The organism is Streptomyces canus (genome assembly GCF_030815415.1).
In the GTDB taxonomy this organism is placed as follows: domain Bacteria; phylum Actinomycetota; class Actinomycetes; order Streptomycetales; family Streptomycetaceae; genus Streptomyces; species Streptomyces canus_F.
In genome coordinates, this window is sequence record NZ_JAUSWW010000001.1 from 3,508,660 (window position 1) to 3,523,982 (window position 15,323).

Here is a 15,323-nt window from a genome sequence, read left to right on the forward strand (position 1 = left end):
CCCCGTTCGGCGGATGGACGGAGCTCGTTTGGGCAGACACGCGACCAGGGGACGGATGGGACCGCGCAGTGCGGGGCTACGAAAGCCAGGAGCGAGTGCCGGCGGCTGACGTCGACCACCTCTCTCGGTTCGAGGCCGAGATGGACCGGCTGAAGACCGAGCGGGAAAAGGCGATCCAGCACGCCGAGGACCTCGGCTACCAGGTCGAGGTGCTGCGCGCCAAGTTGCACGAGGCGCGGCGCACCCTCATGTCCCGACCGTCCTACGACGGCGGCGACATCGGCTATCAAGCCGAACAGTTGCTCCGCAACGCCCAGATCCAGGCCGATCAGTTGCGCCAGGACGCCGAGCGCGAGCTGAGCCAGGCGCGGGCGCAGACGCAGCGCATCCTCCAGGAGCACGCCGAGAACGCGGCGCGGCTCCAGGCGGAGCTGCACCAGGAGGCGGTCACCCGCCGCCAGCAGCTGGACCAGGAGCTCTCCGAGCGCCGCCAGACCGTCGAGTCGCACGTCAACGAGAACGTGGCGTGGGCCGAGCAGCTGCGCGCCCGTACCGAGCAGCAGGCCCGCCGGCTCCTGGAGGAGTCCCGCGCGGAGGCCGAGCAGGCCATGGCCGCCGCCCGCGCGGAGGCCGAGCGGGTCGCCGCCGAGGCCCGCCAGCGGCTCCAGAGCGAGGCCGAGACGGCCCGCGCGGAGGCCGAGCAACTGCTGCGCCGCGCCCGCACGGACGCCGAGCGGCTGCTGAACGCCGCGTCCACGCAGGCCCAGGAGGCCACCGACCACGCCGAGCAGCTGCGCAACTCCACGGCGAGCGAGTCGGACAGCGCCCGCCGCGAGGCGACCGAGCTGAGCCGCGCGGCCGAGCAGCGGATGACGGAGGCCGAGGAGGCGCTCCGCAAGGCGCAGAGCGAGGCCGAGAAGCTCCTCGCCGAGGCCAAGGCGAGCGCCGAGAAGACGCTCTCCAGTGCCGAGTCGGCCAACGAACAGCGCACGCGTACGGCCAAGGAGCAGGTCGCCCGGCTGGTCACCGAGGCCACCAAGGAGGCCGAGGCCACGAAGGCGGACGCCGAGCAGGTCGTCGCGGACGCCCGCGCGGAGGCCGAGAAGATCGTCGCCCAGGCCTCCGAGAAGGCCCGCACGCTCACCGCCGAGGAGACCGCGTCCCAGCTGGGCAAGGCGGCCAAGACCGCCGAGGACGTCCTCACCAAGGCGTCCGAGGACGCCCGTAGGACCACCAGGGCCGCCGCCGAGGAGGCCGAGCGGATCCGTTCCGAGGCCGAGGCCGAGGCGGACCGGCTGCGCGCCGAGGCGCATGACATCGCCGAGCAGCTCAAGGGCTCGGCGAAGGACGACACCAAGGAGTACCGGGCCAAGACGGTCGAGCTCCAGGAGGAGGCCCGTCGGCTGCGCGGCGAGGCCGAGCAGCTGCGTGCCGACGCGGTCGCCGAGGGCGAGAAGATCCGCGCGGAGGCCCGCAAGGAGGCCGTCCAGCAGATCGAGGAGGCGGCCAAGACCGCCGAGGAACTGCTGGCGAAGGCCAAGCAGGACGCGGACGAGCTGCGTCAGACGGCCACGACGGACAGCGAGAAGGTCCGCACCGAGGCCATCGAGCGCGCCACCACGCTGCGCCGGCAGGCCGAGGAGACCCTGGAGCGTACCCGCCAGGAGGCCGAGCGGCACCGCGCGGAGGTCGTCGAGCAGTCCGAGGGCATCAAGGCGGACGCCGAGCGGTCCGCGCGGGAGCTGCACGAGGAGACCGAGCAGGCCATAGCGGCCCGCCGGGCCGAGGCCGCCGAGGAACTGACCCGGCTGCGCACCGACACCGAGGAGCGTCTCGCCGCCGCCGAGCAGGCGCTGACCGACGCTCGCGCCGAGGCCGCGCGGATCCGTCGCGAGGCCGTCGAGGAGAGCGAGCGGCTGCGCTCCGAGTCCGCCGAGCGGATCCGCACCCTGCAGCAGCAGGCCGAGGCGGAGGCCGACCGGCTGCGCAACGAGGCCGCCTCCGACGCGTCCGCGTCCCGCGCGGAGGGCGAGGCCATCGCCGTACGGCTGCGTTCGGCGGCCGCGGCCGAGGCCGAGCAGCTGAAGGCGGAGGCCCAGGACACCGCCGACCGGGTCCGTGCGGAGGCGCAGGCCGCCGCCGAGCGGCTGGCGACGGAGGCGTCCGAGACGCTGGCCGCCGCCCAGGAGGAGGCCGTCCGGCGCCGCCGCGAGGCCGAGGAGACCCTCGGCTCGGCGCGCCAGGAGGCCGACCAGGAGCGCGAGCGGGCCCGCGAGCAGAGCGAGGAGCTGCTGGCCTCCGCACGCAACCGTGTGGAGGAGGCGCAGGCCGAGGCGGTGCGGCTGGTCGAGGAGGCCGACCGGCGCGCCACCGAGATGGTGTCTGCGGCCGAACAGCACGCCCAGCAGGTACGGGACTCCGTGGCCGGGCTGCACGAGCAGGCTCAGGAGGAGATCACCGGGCTGCGCAGCGCCGCCGAGCACGCGGCGGACCGCACCCGGCGCGAGGCCGAGGAGGAGGCGGACCGGGTCCGCGGCGACGCCTACGCCGAGCGGGAGCGGGCCAGCGAGGACGCGGGCCGCATCCGGCGCGAGGCGAACGAGGAGTCGGAGGCCGCCAAGGCGCTCGCCGAGCGCACCGTCGGGGAGGCGATCGCCGAGGCGGAGCGGCTCAGGTCGGACGCCGCCGAGCACGCCCAACGGGTGCGCACGGACGCCTCGAACGCGATCGCCGAGGCCGACCAGGCCGCCGCCCGTACCCGGGCGGACGCCCGTGAGGACGCCAACCGGATCCGCTCCGACGCGGCCTCGCAGGCCGACGCCCTCATCACCGAGGCGCGCAACGAGGCCGAGCGGCTCACCACGGAGACGCTCGCCGACACCGACCGGCTGCGCACGGACACGGTCAACGAGGCCGAGCGTGTACGGTCCGAGGCGGTCGCCAAGGCCGAGAAGCTGATCGCGGACGCCACCGGGGACGCGGAGCGGCTGCGCGCCGAGGCCGCCGACACGGTCGGCTCCGCGCAGCAGCACGCCGACCGGGTCCGCGCCGACTCCGAGCGTTTCAAGGCCGACGCGCTGGCCGAGGCCGACCGGGTCACGACGGCCGCGCGCGAGGAGGCCGAGCGGACCCTCGACGAGGCCCGCAAGGACGCGAACAAGCGGCGCCAGGACGTGGCCGAGCAGGTCGACACGCTCATCACGGAGACCACGGCCGAGGCGGACAAGCTCCTCACCGAGGCGCAGCAGCAGGCCCACAAGACCACCGCGGACGCGGAGGGACAGGCCGACTCCATGGTGGGCGCGGCCCGCTCGGAGGCCGACCGGCTGGTCTCGGAGGCGACCGTCCAGGGCAACTCCCTGGTGGAGAAGGCCCGTACGGACGCGGACGAGCTGCTCGTCGGTGCCCGCCGGGACGCCACCGCCATAAGGGAGCGCGCCGAGGAGCTGCGGGACCGCATCACGGCCGAGATCGAGGACCTGCACGAGCGGGCCCGCCGCGAGGCCGCCGAGACGATGAGGTCGACCGGTGACCGCTGCGACGCGCTCATCAAGGCGTCCGAGGAGCAGCTGGCGAAGGCGCAGGCGAAGGCCAAGGAGCTGGTCTCGGAGGCGAACTCCGAGGCGGGCAAGGTCCGTATCGCCGCCGTGAAGAAGGCCGAGGGGCTCCTGAAGGAGGCCGAGCAGAAGAAGGCGGCGCTCGTGCGGGAGGCCGAGGAGCTCAAGGCGGAGGCGATCCGCGAGGCCCGGCGCACGGTGGAGGAAGGCAAGCGCGAGCTGGAGATCCTGGTGCGCCGCCGCGAGGACATCAACGCCGAGATCTCCCGTGTCCAGGACGTCCTGGAAGCGTTGGAGTCCTTCGAGGCTCCTTCGGCGGGCAAGGACGGTGGCGTCAAGGCCGGCGTCACGGTCGGCGCCCCGCGATCGGGTGGCAAGCCGTCCGACAGTTAGGCGTCGGACAGCTGAGCGAAGGCTGACCGACAGGTCGAATTCCGGTGCCGTCTGAGGCCTTTGACCAAGTTTTTGGCAAGCCGTCCCGGGGTTAGCCACTCAAAAGGGGTGTCATTCTCCAGATCAAACACGTATCCGCTCGATGACACACCGCTTCGGCCCCTAGGATTCCCCCTATCACCTCACCGGTCTCATTTGACAGGAACCCCATGAGCGACACTTCCCCCTACGGCTTCGAGCTTGTGCGGCGTGGGTACGACCGCGCTCAGGTGGACGAACGGATCTCCAAGCTCGTCTCCGACCGTGACAGCGCTCTCTCCCGCATCACCGCTCTGGAAAAGCGCATCGAGGAGCTCCACCTCGAAACGCAGAACGCGCAGGCTCAGGTCACCGACGCCGAGCCCTCGTACGCCGGTCTCGGCGCGCGTGTCGAGAAGATCCTCCGCCTCGCCGAGGAGGAGGCCAAGGATCTGCGCGAGGAGGCCCGTCGCGCGGCGGAGCAGCACCGCGAACTCGCCGAGTCGGCGGCCCAGCAGGTCCGCAATGACGCGGAGTCGTTCGCCGCGGAGCGCAAGGCCAAGGCCGAGGACGAAGGCGTCCGGATCGTCGAGAAGGCCAAGAGCGACTCCTCTCAGCTGCGCCAGGAGGCACAGAAGGACGCGCAGCAGAAGCGCGAGGAGGCGGACGCCCTCTTCGAGGAGACCCGCGCCAAGGCCGCCCAGGCCGCCGCGGACTTCGAGACGAACCTCGCCAAGCGTCGCGAGCAGTCCGAGCGCGACCTGGCGTCCCGCCAGCAGAAGGCGGAGAAGCGCCTCGCGGAGATCGAGCACCGCGCGGAGCAGCTGCGTCTCGAGGCCGAGAAGCTGCGCACCGACGCCGAGCGCCGGGCCCGTCAGACCGTCGAGACGGCGCAGCGCCAGGCCGAGGACATCGTGGCCGACGCGAACGCCAAGGCCGACCGGATCCGTTCGGAATCCGAGCGCGAGCTGGCCGCCCTCACCAACCGCCGCGACAGCATCAACGCCCAGCTGACGAACGTGCGCGAGATGCTCGCCACGCTCACGGGCGCCGCGGTGGCCGCGGCCGGTTCGCCGGCCACGGACGACGAGCCGATCTCCCGTGGGGTCCCGGCTCAGCAGTCCCGGTAAGCAGTAGCGCGCTCAGAGGCCCGCACCGTCTCCCCCGGAGGTGCGGGCCTCTGGCGTGCCCACCAGGGGCAGGAAGACGTCGTCGACGATCTCCGGTCAGCGTCTCGTGGCACAGGACACCGGCACGACGCTCGCGAGGGCCGGCAGATACGCCGTGCTCACCCACTGCACGGCTGTCGTCGAGGCGTCCAGGTCGTGGGGCCGCCGTACTGGCGCGCGGGCGGGGAGCCGCGGCCTTCCCGCCCGCCTCCTCTGGTCGACGGCCTTCACGGTGCTCGCCGCCCTCGTCGCACTCGCCCTGCCCGCTCAGGTGGCAGCCCCCGAACGCCCGTCTTAGCGTGGCCGCATGATCGAGCTCGAGGGCCTGACCAAGCGGTACGGCGAGAAGATGGCGGTCAACAACCTGACCTTCGCCGTCAGACCGGGCATCGTCACGGGCTTCCTCGGTCCCAACGGCGCCGGCAAGTCCACGACGATGCGGATGATGCTCGGCCTCGACCGCCCCACCGCCGGTGACGTCCGGATCGACGGGCAGCACTACGACCACCTCAAAGAGCCTCTGAAGTACATCGGCGCCCTGCTGGACGCCAAGGCCATGCACGGCGGGCGCAGCGCCTTCAACCATCTCCTCTGCCTCGCCCAGAGCAACGGCATCCCCCGCGGCCGGGTCGCCGAGGTCCTCGACACCGTCGGCCTCACCGCGGTGGCGAGGAAGAAGGCCAAGGGGTTCTCCCTCGGCATGGGACAGCGGCTCGGCATCGCGGGCGCGCTCCTGGGCGATCCGCGGATCCTGATGTTCGACGAGCCGGTCAACGGGCTCGACCCCGAGGGCATCCACTGGATCCGCAACCTGATGAAATCGCTCGCGACACAGGGGCGGACCGTCTTCGTCTCCTCCCACCTCATGAGCGAGATGGCGCTGACCGCCGATCACCTCGTCGTCATCGGTCAGGGGCGGCTGCTCGCCGACACCTCCATGGCCGAGTTCATCGAGCAGAACTCGCGGTCGTACGTCCGGATCCGCTCACCCCAGCGCGAGCGGCTGCTCGACGTGCTGCACGAGGCCGGGATCACGGCCGTGGAGGCCGGCAACGGGACGCTGGAGGTCGACGGCGGCAAGCCCGAGCACGTCGGGGAACTGGCCGCGCGGTACCAGATCGTGCTGCACGAGCTGAGCCCTCAGCAGGCCTCCCTGGAAGAGGCGTTCATGCAGCTGACCGCGGAGTCGGTCGAGTACCACGCACACTCCGACACACCCGTCGCGGCGCCGGCCGAGCAGTGGGGCGACGACTGGAAGGGGAACCGACCATGACGGCGATCCAGGTCGTACGGTCCGAGTGGACCAAGATCCGGTCGGTGGCCTCCACCGTGTGGACGCTCTCCCTCGCCGTGGTCGTCACCCTCGCCCTCGGCATGCTGATCGCGGCCCTGTCGAAGAACGAGTTCGACACCATGAGCCGCAACGACCAGCTCTCCTTCGACCCCACCTTCATCAGCTTCGCCGGGATGGGCCTCGGTCAGCTCGCGATGATCGTGTTCGGGGTGCTCGTGGTGTCGAACGAGTACAGCACCGGCATGATCCGCACCTCGCTGGCCGCCGTACCGCAGCGCGGCACCTTCCTGTTCAGCAAGATCGCGGTGGCGGCCGGCCTCTGCCTGGTCGTCGGCCTCGTCACCAGCTTCGTCACCTTCTTTCTCGGGCAGGCGATGCTCGGCTCGCGCCGGGCCGACATCGGCGACCCGGGAGTGCTGCGCGCGGTCATCGGCGGCGGGCTCTACATGACCCTCATCGCGGTGTTCTCGATGGGCGTGGCCACGATGCTGCGCTCGCCGATGCTGTCGCTGGGCATCCTGATGCCGTTCTTCTTCCTGATCTCCAACATCCTCGGCAACGTCTCGGCGACCAAGAAGATCGGCCAGTACCTGCCCGACCAGGCCGGCAGCAAGATCATGCAGGTGGTCACCCCGATCGAGGACGACACTCCGTACGGTCCCTGGGGCGGGCTGGGAATCATGGTGCTGTGGGTGGTCGCGGCGGTCGCGGGCGGGTACGTCCTGCTGAAGAAGAGGGATGCGTGACGACCCAGAGCTTTGCTCGCTCTTGAGTGGAACCGTCAGCGCCCCGATAAGCTCCTAACCCTTACGGGGGCGTGTGCCCTGCTGTCCTGAACCTTTCGATGGGTGCGGAGCATGATCGAGGCAGTCGGCCTGACCAAGCAATATGGCGACAAGACCGCTGTGTACAACCTTTCCTTCCAGGTGCGGCCCGGTGCCGTCACCGGCTTCCTGGGCCCCAACGGCTCCGGCAAGTCGACGACGATGAGGATGATCCTCGGTCTGGACAACCCCACGTCGGGGCAGGTGACGATCGGCGGCTACCCGTACCGCAAGCTGCCCAACGCCCCCCGCCAGGTGGGCGCGCTGCTCGACGCCAAGGCCGTGCACGGCGGCCGGCACGCCCGCAACCATCTGCTCTGCCTCGCCCAGCTGTCCGGCATCCCGGCCCGCCGGGTGGACGAGGTGCTCGGTGTGGTCGGACTCCAGGACGTGGCCAGGAAGCGCTCCAAGGGCTTCTCCCTCGGCATGGGCCAGCGGCTCGGCATCGCCGCCGCGCTGCTCGGCGACCCCCAGGTGCTGCTGTTCGACGAGCCGGTCAACGGGCTCGACCCCGAGGGCATCCTCTGGGTGCGCAACCTGATGAAGTCGCTCGCGGCGGAGGGCCGTACGGTCTTCGTCTCCTCGCACCTCATGAGCGAGATGGCGCTGACCGCCGACCACCTGATCGTCATCGGGCGCGGACAGCTGCTGGCCGACATGAGCGTGCAGGACTTCATCGCCGCGAACTCCGCCGGCTTCGCGCGCGTACGCACCCCCGACACCGACCCGCAGCTGCGCGAGAAGCTGACGTCCGCGCTGACGGAGGCGGGCGGGCACGTGCTGCCGGAGCAGGACGGCGCGCTGCGCATCACGGGTCTGCCGCTCCCCCGCATCAGCGACATCGCCCACGACACGGACGTACGCCTCTGGGAGCTCTCCCCGCACCAGGCCTCGCTGGAAGAGGCGTACATGCGGATGACCCAGGGCGCCGTCGACTACCGCTCGACGATCGACCAGAAGGCGGGCCTCCAGCAGCTCCTCCCGCCGGGAACCCAGCCCCCGATGCCGGTCCCGGGCCAGGGCCAGCCCGGCTGGTACGCGCCTCCGCCGCCGCAGCAGGGCGGCCAGCCGCTCGCGGGCGCCCCCGCCGGCGCGTACGGCACCGGGCAGCCTCCGGCGGGCCCGTACGCCGCCCCCGGCGCGGGTCAGCCCAACCCGTACGCCCAGACGCCTCCCCAGGCCCCCCAGGCCCCGGCGCAGCCCTCCGCCCCAGCGACCCCGCCCGCGGACCGGCAGCCCGCCCCGAGCGCGCCCGCCGCGGCCCCCGCGCCGCCCACGGCCGCCCCACAGCCCACCGCACCCGCCCCGGCCCCCGCGCCCGCCGCCGACCTGACGAAGTCCGAGGACGCCCGATGAGTACGCCCCAGCCCCCGATGCCGCAGGCCGCCGCACCCGACTGGCAGGCGGCGCCCGCTCCTTCGTACGCCGCGTACACCTCGCCGATCCCGGTCGTGCGCACGCACCTCGGGCACGCGATCGCCTCGGAGTGGACGAAGATCCGCTCGGTGCGCTCGACGATGTGGACGCTGGGCGTCTTCGTGCTGCTGGTCGTCGGCATCGGCCTGCTCGCCGCCGCCGTGGTGTCGAGCAGCGCGACCGAGGGCGATCTGTCCGGTGAGAACCCGCTGTCGTTCGGCTTCTTCGGACTGCTGCTCGGCACGATGTGCGTGATCACGCTCGGCGTGCTGACCACGGCCTCCGAGTACGGCACCGGCATGATCCGCACGACGATGACCGCGTGCCCGAGCCGTGGCCGGGTGCTGACCGCGAAGGCCGTCGTCTTCTTCCTGGTCGCCTTCGTCGTCACGTTCGTGTCGGTCCTGCTGGTCGCCCTCGCCGACGTGGCCCTCCTCGACGGCACCGGTGTGAAGGACCCCTCCGGCAGCGAGTGGCTCAAGGGCACCCTCGGCATCTCGCTCTACATCGCGCTGCTCGGCCTGCTCTCGCTGGTCGTCGGCTCGATCATCCGGCACTCGGCGGGCGCCATCACCATCATGATCGGCCTGGTGCTGGCGCCGCTGGTCATCGCCCTGTTCATGTTCTCGTCCTCGCTGGAGGACCTGCGCACGGCCCTGTTCGAGTACTCCATCCCGAACCAGCTGAGCGTCTTCTACTCCAACTCGCTCACCGAGACCGGCCCCTCCGGCTGGGACCCGCTGTGGATCATCGCGGGGGTGACGGCCGCCGCGTTCGCCGGTGCCTACGCCCTCCTCAACCAGCGGGACGTCTAGAACCTCGGCGCGTTACGGGACCGCTGCACCCGCGAGGTGCGGCGGTCCTTCGCGTTCCAGCAGGCCTTGTGCCAGTGCCGCCGCTCGTCGACGCCCGAGTGGTCCGGCCAGGCCACCACATGCGGGACGCCGTCGGGGATCAACTGGTCGCAGCCCGGGCAGCGGTAGGACTTGCCCTGGGCACTCGCCCCCGGCACATGGCGGATGTTCCACTCCTCGCCCTGCCAGCTCTCGGAGGACTGGAAACCGCCGTAACGTCCCGAGCGGTCGTCCCCGCCTGAGGGGTCGGCTCCTTTGGGGCGGTTGCGACGCGGGGACACAGGACACCTCACGGGGCTATACAGGAAGCATGGACCGTGTCCAGCCTACGCGGCGCGAGCCTGGGTAGGCGTAGGGGACCAACCCCCACAAGTACCCCTTCATATCGGCCCATTCTGCAGACAATCCGAGTATCTCTTCGGCAGGCCGTGTCCTCGGCACGTGTCAGACGGTTATGCCGGGTGGGGGAGCTCCGCGTCGGAGCCAAGGAAGCAGGAAAAGCAATGCACGTGGGAAGTTTCGTGTTGGCGGCCCAGTTCCCGGGGCAGGGCCAGGGGGAGGCGCTGCACCGCGCGGTCCGCTCGGCCGAGGTGGCCGAGGAGGCCGGACTCGACTCCGTCTGGCTGGCCGAGCATCACTTCGTGCCGTACGGCACCTGTCCGTCGGCGGTCACCCTGGCGGCGTTGCTGCTGGGCCGCACCAGTCGTCTCAGGGTCGGCACCGCGGTCAGCGTGCTGCCCACCGTCCACCCGGTCGCCCTTGGCGAGCAGGCCGCGCTGCTGCACATCGCGTCCGGCGGACGGTTCTCGCTGGGCGTGGGGCGCGGCGGGCCATGGGTCGACCTGGAGGTGTTCGGCTCGGGCCTGGAGGCCTACGAGACGGGGTTCCCGGAATCACTCGATCTGCTGGTGCGCTGGCTGCGCGAACCGTCGGTGGGTGCCTCCGGGGAGCGCTTCGTCTTCCGTGAAGTACCCGTCGTACCGCGGCCGTCGGAGTCCCTGTCGGAGGAGCCGGGGCCCGAGGTCGTCGTCGCGTGCACCTCTCCGGCGAGTGTGCGGCTGGCCGCCGAGCGCGGACTGCCGATGCTGCTCGGGATGCATGTGGGGGACGAGGAGAAGGCCGAGATGGTCTCCTTGTGGCGCACCCACGCGCGCACGGCGGGTCGTTCACCGGAGGAGGTGCGGGGCGCGGCCCATGTCTCGGCCGGGGTCTGCCAGATCGCGGACCGGCGCACGGATGCGGTGGAGACCCTGGTGAAGGCGATGCCGGGCTGGCTGCGGCAGGGCCTGGAGGCCCATGTGACCGTCGACGGCCGGCATCGCTCGATGCGCGACCCGGTGGCGTACACCGAACTGCTCTGCGGGCTGCACCCGGTGGGCACTCCGCGGCTCTGCGCCGACCGGCTCGCGGCGACCAGCGAGCGGACCGGGATCACCCGCTTCGCCCTCCTCACGGAGGGCTCGGGAGATCTGGCGGCGACGGAGGAGAACGTCCGGCGGCTGGGCGCCGAGGTGCTCCCCCACCTCGGCTGACCGTGCGTATCGCACCCGCCGTGCTTGCCGCCCCGGTACCTGATGCACCTCGCGCGTACGGAGCGGCAAGCAAGCAGTTCGCTGTCAGCAGTCCCGGAACTCCGGTGACTGATTGAGCAGCTGGCTACGGACCGAGGTGAAACGGGCCAGGGTCTCGTCCACCGAGCCGTCCAGCGGGAACACCGCCACACGGTGGCAGTTCTGGAAGGCCAGTCGCACCCCGAAGTGCCTTTGCAGCGCGCCGCGTATCGCGTCACTCGCGAGCGCACGCAGCAGCTGACCGCGTGCTTGCTCGTCCGGCGGAGGCGTCTGGTTGTCGGCGAACTGACCGCCGTCGACCTTCAGCTGGGCCACCAGGGAGCTGACCATCTCCCATGCGTAGGGCAGGGAGGTCCGGACGCAGTCGACGAATTCCGCTTCGTCGACCTCGCCTCGCTCGGCCTTCTCGAGTAGGGCCGGTGAGACGTCGAGCGACATGGGTTCTCCTCTCGCACCCCCGAACAGGTATTCAGGGGTTGCCGGACAGGTAAGGGAGTTCGCGAATCTGAACACTCTGAGTGCACGTTCCGCGACCTCCCGGTTACTACGGTAAGCAACGGACGGTGACCGCACCAGGCGAACGCGTACATAGAGAGCCCTGGTTGGGGACACAATCGGCCACAAACGAACATCGCGTTTCTGGGGCGAATCGCGTGGACCCGGGCCCGTCGAGTAGCGTTGCCGACCATGCGTCTCGTCATTGCCCGGTGCTCCGTGGACTACGCGGGCCGGCTCACCGCCCACCTCCCGTCCGCCCCCCGTCTCATCCTGGTGAAGGCGGACGGCAGCGTGTCGATCCACGCGGACGACCGGGCCTACAAGCCCCTGAACTGGATGTCGCCGCCCTGCACGTTGAAGGAGGAATCGGGGGACTTTCCCGAGGGCGCCGTGGGCGTCTGGACCGTCGTCAACAAGGGCGGCGAGAAGCTGATCATCACCATGGAGGAGATCCTCCACGACTCCTCGCACGAACTGGGTGTGGATCCCGGCCTGATCAAGGACGGCGTGGAAGCACACCTTCAGGAGCTGCTCGCCGACCGCATCGAAACCCTCGGCGACGGCTATACGTTGATCCGCCGCGAGTACATGACGGCCATCGGCCCGGTCGACATCCTGTGCCGGGACGCCGAGGGCCAGACCGTCGCGGTCGAGATCAAGCGGCGCGGCGAGATCGACGGCGTGGAGCAACTCACCCGCTATCTGGAGCTGTTGAACCGCGACCCGCATCTCGCCCCGGTCCGCGGCGTCTTCGCGGCCCAGGAGATCAAGCCCCAGGCCCGCGTCCTGGCCACGGACCGCGGCATCGGCTGCACGGTCCTCGACTACAACGCCCTGCGCGGCATCGAGGACGACAAGCTGCGGCTGTTCTGACGGGTTCTTCTTCTACGGCGGTTCTTCTACGACGAAGAGGGCCGGGTCCTGTTTCCAGGATCCGGCCCTCTCGTGTTGCCGTACGGCGTCAGATCACCGCGTTCGACGCCGAGCCCGTCGCGCTGGGCGAACCCGCGTCACTGCTCCCCGGGACGCCGGCGGAGGTGCTCGCCGGTGCGCTGGAGGAGGCGGGGCCACTGGCCGAGTCGGAGGTGGAGGTGGACGGCGTGGTCGACGGCGTGGTCGACGGGGTGGTCGACGGCGTTTCGCTCGGAGTCTGCGAAGGCGTTTCGCTGGGCGTCGACGACGTCGGCGGCTTCGAGGTCGAGGACGGCGGCTTCGTCGTCGGCGTCTTGCTCGGCGAGCTCGACGTCCCGCCCGTCCCCTTCGTCCCGCTCGGGTCGTCCGAAGGCTCCGCGGTGTCCGTCGGTGTCGGGTCGTCGGATGTGCCGTAGGTGCCGTCGGGGCCCGGGTCGGTCGGCCGGCTGGTGGCCTCGCCGGTGTCGCCCTCGTCGCCGTTCTTCGGCACGTCGGCGCCCAGGCTGCCGTCGTCCAGGCCCTGGCTGGCCGACGGGTTGGGGCCGACCTTGGTGGACGGGTCGTCGTTGTCGGGGTTGGTGGTGGCGCCGAGCGTCACGACCGTGCCGAGCACCGCCGCGAGCAGCGCGCCCGCGCCGGCCGCGACCAGGTTGCGGCGGGCCAGACCCTTCAGACCGCCCCGGGCCTTGCGGTTGGGAACGGGGGCCGCCGGGACCCGGTTGGTGACCAGGGTCGAGTTGTCGAACGGCGACTGGAGCGGCGGGAAGGCCGTGGGGACGCCACCGGGAGGCGACTGCGACTCCTCGGACCGGGCGTCGGGCACCTCTTCACCGGCCGTCGCGCCGATACCGAGCGGGGCGCCGGAGCGGTCGGAGACCAGCGCCAGAGCCCGGCGGCCGGCGACCGTGCCGCGCTTGTCGGCGAGTGCGCCACGCAGCCCGATGGAGGCCTCCAGTTCGGAGCGGGCCCGGTCGAGCTGGTCGGCACAGAGCGCGAGGACACCCAACTCGTGGCGGAAGTAGGCCCGTTCGCCCCCGTCACCGGCGACCTGGGCGGCCTCGGCCCCGAGCTGCAGGGTTTGCTCCCAGGCGCTCCAGTGCAGACCCGAGGCGAACGCGGGCGCCGCCGTGCGGGCCAGCTGGACGGTGACGGACTCCTCGTCCTCGGCGGGCGGAACGGCGGCCGGCACGAGGATGCCGAGCGCGGCGAGCACGGCGTCCGCCTCGGCGCACACCCGCTCGGGAGTGACCGACGGATGCCCGGCCCACCAGGCGTAGTGCCGGGCGGCGGCGAGGGCCTTGGCCTCGGTGTCGGTGCCGTATCCGGCGGCCTCCAGCTGGGCCTGCACCCCGGCGGCGAGCCGGTAGCGGGAGCCGACCGGGGAGACCAGCGCGCAGCCCAGCAGTTCGCCGAGGGCGGCGTCCGCGTGGGTGTCGCCGACGAGGGCGGGCAGATGTGCCTGGTGCGGCACCTCGCCGTCGAGCGCCACGGCGAACCGCAGTGCGGCGCGTGCCGAGTCGCTGAGCCGGGTGGCGAGCAGGGCCGCGGGCGCGGCTCCCTCGGCGAGCGAGGGCAGCGGTACATCGTGTCCGTCGCCGGCCTCGAAGGGTGCGTCGACCTGGGTTTCCTGGAAGACGCCGAACTCGTCGAAGGCGTCCGCGCTGGCCCGCAGTTCGTCGCGCTGCCGGAGCAGGGCGCCGGCCTGGACGAAGCGCAGCGGCAGCCCCTCGGACTCGAACCAGAGGTCGCCGGCCCAGTTGGCCTCCTCCTCGGTGAGGACCCGGCCGACACCGCGCTCCAGGAGTTCGACGCCGCCGGCCCGGTCCAGGCCGCTGAGAAAGACCTCCTCGATGGCCGAGTCGGCGGACGGCGCGGGCACGTCCGGTGTCGTGGCGACCAGGAAGGCGCACTCGGGGGTGGCGTCCAGGAGTTCGTCGAGCGCGGCCCCGCCGAACTCGACGTCGTCCAGGATGACGACCGCGCCGATCTCCCGGACGTACCCGAGCAGTTCGTCCCGTGCGGGCCGGTGCAGAGGGGCGTCGAAGACGGCGTAGAAGAGGTCGTACAGCAGGTCGTCGGCCGTGCGGTGGAAGCCGGTCAGCCGGATCACGCCGTCGGGGGCGAGGTCCGAGCAGTCCTCGGCGAGAAGGTCGAGCAGGCTGGTGCGACCGGAGCCGGCGGGGCCGGTGAGACGTACGGAACGGCCGCGGGCGAGCAGGCGTACCAGCCGTTCCCGCTCGTCCTGGCGGGCCAGGAGATGCAGTGCGGGCCGGTTGAGGCCGGCCGGAACGGGAGGTTTGGCCGCGCGGTCCAGCTCGGCGCGTTCGGTGGCGCTGAGCTTCCGGGGCCGCGAGGGCCGTTCGCCGGGCGGGCAGACCTCTATCTCGCTGCCGTCGACGGGGTTGACGGTGAGCAGGTAGTCGCCGGACACCAGCTGCACCGTGCGGGCCAGGGCGGGTCGGCTCTGGCCGAAGTCGGGTGTGAGGGGGTCCCTGGGCGGGCGCTGGCGCGGCGAATCGCCGTCACCGTCATGGCCGTACTCCTCGGGTCCCCGGTTGTTCGGGTCCATAGGTTCAAGCCCCCCAAAAGCGTCGTGTGCCGAGCCCCTCCCGGCCTTGCTGCACACCGCGCTGTCGCTTCTGGTCCGGGCCCGCTCATTCAGGGATGTTCACTCAGCGGGCGACCGAACCCTAAACCTTCGCACAGTATCTACGACAGCCCGGGGTACCGCGCCGTCCGAGACGTCACAGTCTCGTGAGGATTGTGCGCGACCTGCACTTCACAGCCGCAGCACCCAGCCCTCACACCGCATTCACA

Annotated in this window: 12 protein-coding genes; 9 read left to right on the forward strand and 3 right to left on the reverse strand. The window is 71.5% G+C overall.

Going from position 1 to position 15,323, the window contains the following annotated elements:
* Positions 1 to 68 precede the first annotated feature (68 nt).
* The 7 genes from scy (at position 69) to QF037_RS15975 (ending at position 9,486) form a co-directional block, all read left to right on the forward strand.
* Entirely contained in the window at positions 69 to 3,950 is a 3,882-nt protein-coding gene (scy, locus tag QF037_RS15945; protein ID WP_307025766.1) for a polarized growth protein Scy, read from the forward strand.
* A gap of 209 nt (positions 3,951 to 4,159) precedes the next feature.
* Entirely contained in the window at positions 4,160 to 5,098 is a 939-nt protein-coding gene (locus tag QF037_RS15950) for a cellulose-binding protein (RefSeq protein ID WP_046263072.1), read from the forward strand.
* Between the two features lie 55 nt (positions 5,099 to 5,153).
* The gene (locus QF037_RS15955; RefSeq protein ID WP_307025768.1) at positions 5,154 to 5,435 is read left to right on the forward strand and encodes a hypothetical protein; all 282 of its coding nucleotides are present in this window, start codon (positions 5,154 to 5,156) and stop codon (positions 5,433 to 5,435) included.
* 9 nt (positions 5,436 to 5,444) lie between these two features.
* The gene (locus tag QF037_RS15960) at positions 5,445 to 6,410 is read left to right on the forward strand and encodes an ABC transporter ATP-binding protein (RefSeq protein WP_307025770.1); all 966 of its coding nucleotides are present in this window, start codon (positions 5,445 to 5,447) and stop codon (positions 6,408 to 6,410) included.
* The gene (locus QF037_RS15965; RefSeq protein ID WP_307025772.1) at positions 6,407 to 7,177 is read left to right on the forward strand and encodes an ABC transporter permease; all 771 of its coding nucleotides are present in this window, start codon (positions 6,407 to 6,409) and stop codon (positions 7,175 to 7,177) included. The genes QF037_RS15960 and QF037_RS15965 overlap by 4 nt, the downstream gene beginning before the upstream one ends.
* A gap of 111 nt (positions 7,178 to 7,288) precedes the next feature.
* On the forward strand, positions 7,289 to 8,611 hold the full coding sequence (locus tag QF037_RS15970; RefSeq protein WP_307025774.1) for an ABC transporter ATP-binding protein: 1,323 nt from the start codon (positions 7,289 to 7,291) through the stop codon (positions 8,609 to 8,611).
* A complete protein-coding gene (locus QF037_RS15975; protein ID WP_307025776.1) occupies positions 8,608 to 9,486 on the forward strand; it encodes an ABC transporter permease in 879 nt (292 codons plus the stop codon). The genes QF037_RS15970 and QF037_RS15975 overlap by 4 nt, the downstream gene beginning before the upstream one ends.
* Here the strand turns inward: QF037_RS15975 and QF037_RS15980 are convergent.
* Positions 9,483 to 9,806, reverse strand: a complete 324-nt coding sequence (locus QF037_RS15980) for an ATP/GTP-binding protein (protein WP_307025778.1) — start codon at positions 9,804 to 9,806, stop codon at positions 9,483 to 9,485. The two genes, QF037_RS15975 and QF037_RS15980, sit on opposite strands and share 4 nt — an antisense overlap.
* 222 nt (positions 9,807 to 10,028) lie before the next feature.
* On the opposite strand from QF037_RS15980, the gene QF037_RS15985 reads away from it, so the two are divergent.
* On the forward strand, positions 10,029 to 11,057 hold the full coding sequence (locus QF037_RS15985; RefSeq protein ID WP_307025780.1) for an LLM class flavin-dependent oxidoreductase: 1,029 nt from the start codon (positions 10,029 to 10,031) through the stop codon (positions 11,055 to 11,057).
* 84 nt (positions 11,058 to 11,141) lie between these two features.
* Here the strand turns inward: QF037_RS15985 and QF037_RS15990 are convergent, their stop codons facing one another.
* Positions 11,142 to 11,534, reverse strand: a complete 393-nt coding sequence (locus tag QF037_RS15990; RefSeq protein ID WP_046262495.1) for an SCO5389 family protein — start codon at positions 11,532 to 11,534, stop codon at positions 11,142 to 11,144.
* A gap of 249 nt (positions 11,535 to 11,783) precedes the next feature.
* On the opposite strand from QF037_RS15990, the gene nucS reads away from it, so the two are divergent.
* Positions 11,784 to 12,467, forward strand: coding sequence for an endonuclease NucS (nucS, locus tag QF037_RS15995; protein ID WP_307025783.1), 684 nt, complete (start codon positions 11,784 to 11,786; stop codon positions 12,465 to 12,467).
* Between the two features lie 88 nt (positions 12,468 to 12,555).
* Here nucS and QF037_RS16000 read toward each other — a convergent pair whose 3' ends face one another.
* Positions 12,556 to 15,075 carry an ATP-binding protein gene (locus QF037_RS16000; RefSeq protein WP_307025785.1) on the reverse strand — a complete coding sequence of 840 codons (2,520 nt, stop codon included), beginning with the start codon at positions 15,073 to 15,075 and terminating at the stop codon, positions 12,556 to 12,558.
* Positions 15,076 to 15,323: the final 248 nt, after the last annotated feature.

Bases quoted from the DNA above. Each gene is read 5' to 3' on its own strand.
- QF037_RS15970 (WP_307025774.1), top strand. From the start codon at position 7,289: ATGATCGAGGCAGTCGGCCTGACCAAGCAATATGGCGACAAGACCGCT.
- QF037_RS15975 (WP_307025776.1), top strand. From the start codon at position 8,608: ATGAGTACGCCCCAGCCCCCGATGCCGCAGGCCGCCGCACCCGACTGG.
- QF037_RS16000 (WP_307025785.1), bottom strand. From the start codon at position 15,075: ATGGACCCGAACAACCGGGGACCCGAGGAGTACGGCCATGACGGTGAC.
- QF037_RS15985 (WP_307025780.1), top strand. From the start codon at position 10,029: ATGCACGTGGGAAGTTTCGTGTTGGCGGCCCAGTTCCCGGGGCAGGGC.
- QF037_RS15960 (WP_307025770.1), top strand. From the start codon at position 5,445: ATGATCGAGCTCGAGGGCCTGACCAAGCGGTACGGCGAGAAGATGGCG.
- QF037_RS15965 (WP_307025772.1), top strand. From the start codon at position 6,407: ATGACGGCGATCCAGGTCGTACGGTCCGAGTGGACCAAGATCCGGTCG.
- nucS (WP_307025783.1), top strand. From the start codon at position 11,784: ATGCGTCTCGTCATTGCCCGGTGCTCCGTGGACTACGCGGGCCGGCTC.
- QF037_RS15950 (WP_046263072.1), top strand. From the start codon at position 4,160: ATGAGCGACACTTCCCCCTACGGCTTCGAGCTTGTGCGGCGTGGGTAC.
- QF037_RS15990 (WP_046262495.1), bottom strand. From the start codon at position 11,534: ATGTCGCTCGACGTCTCACCGGCCCTACTCGAGAAGGCCGAGCGAGGC.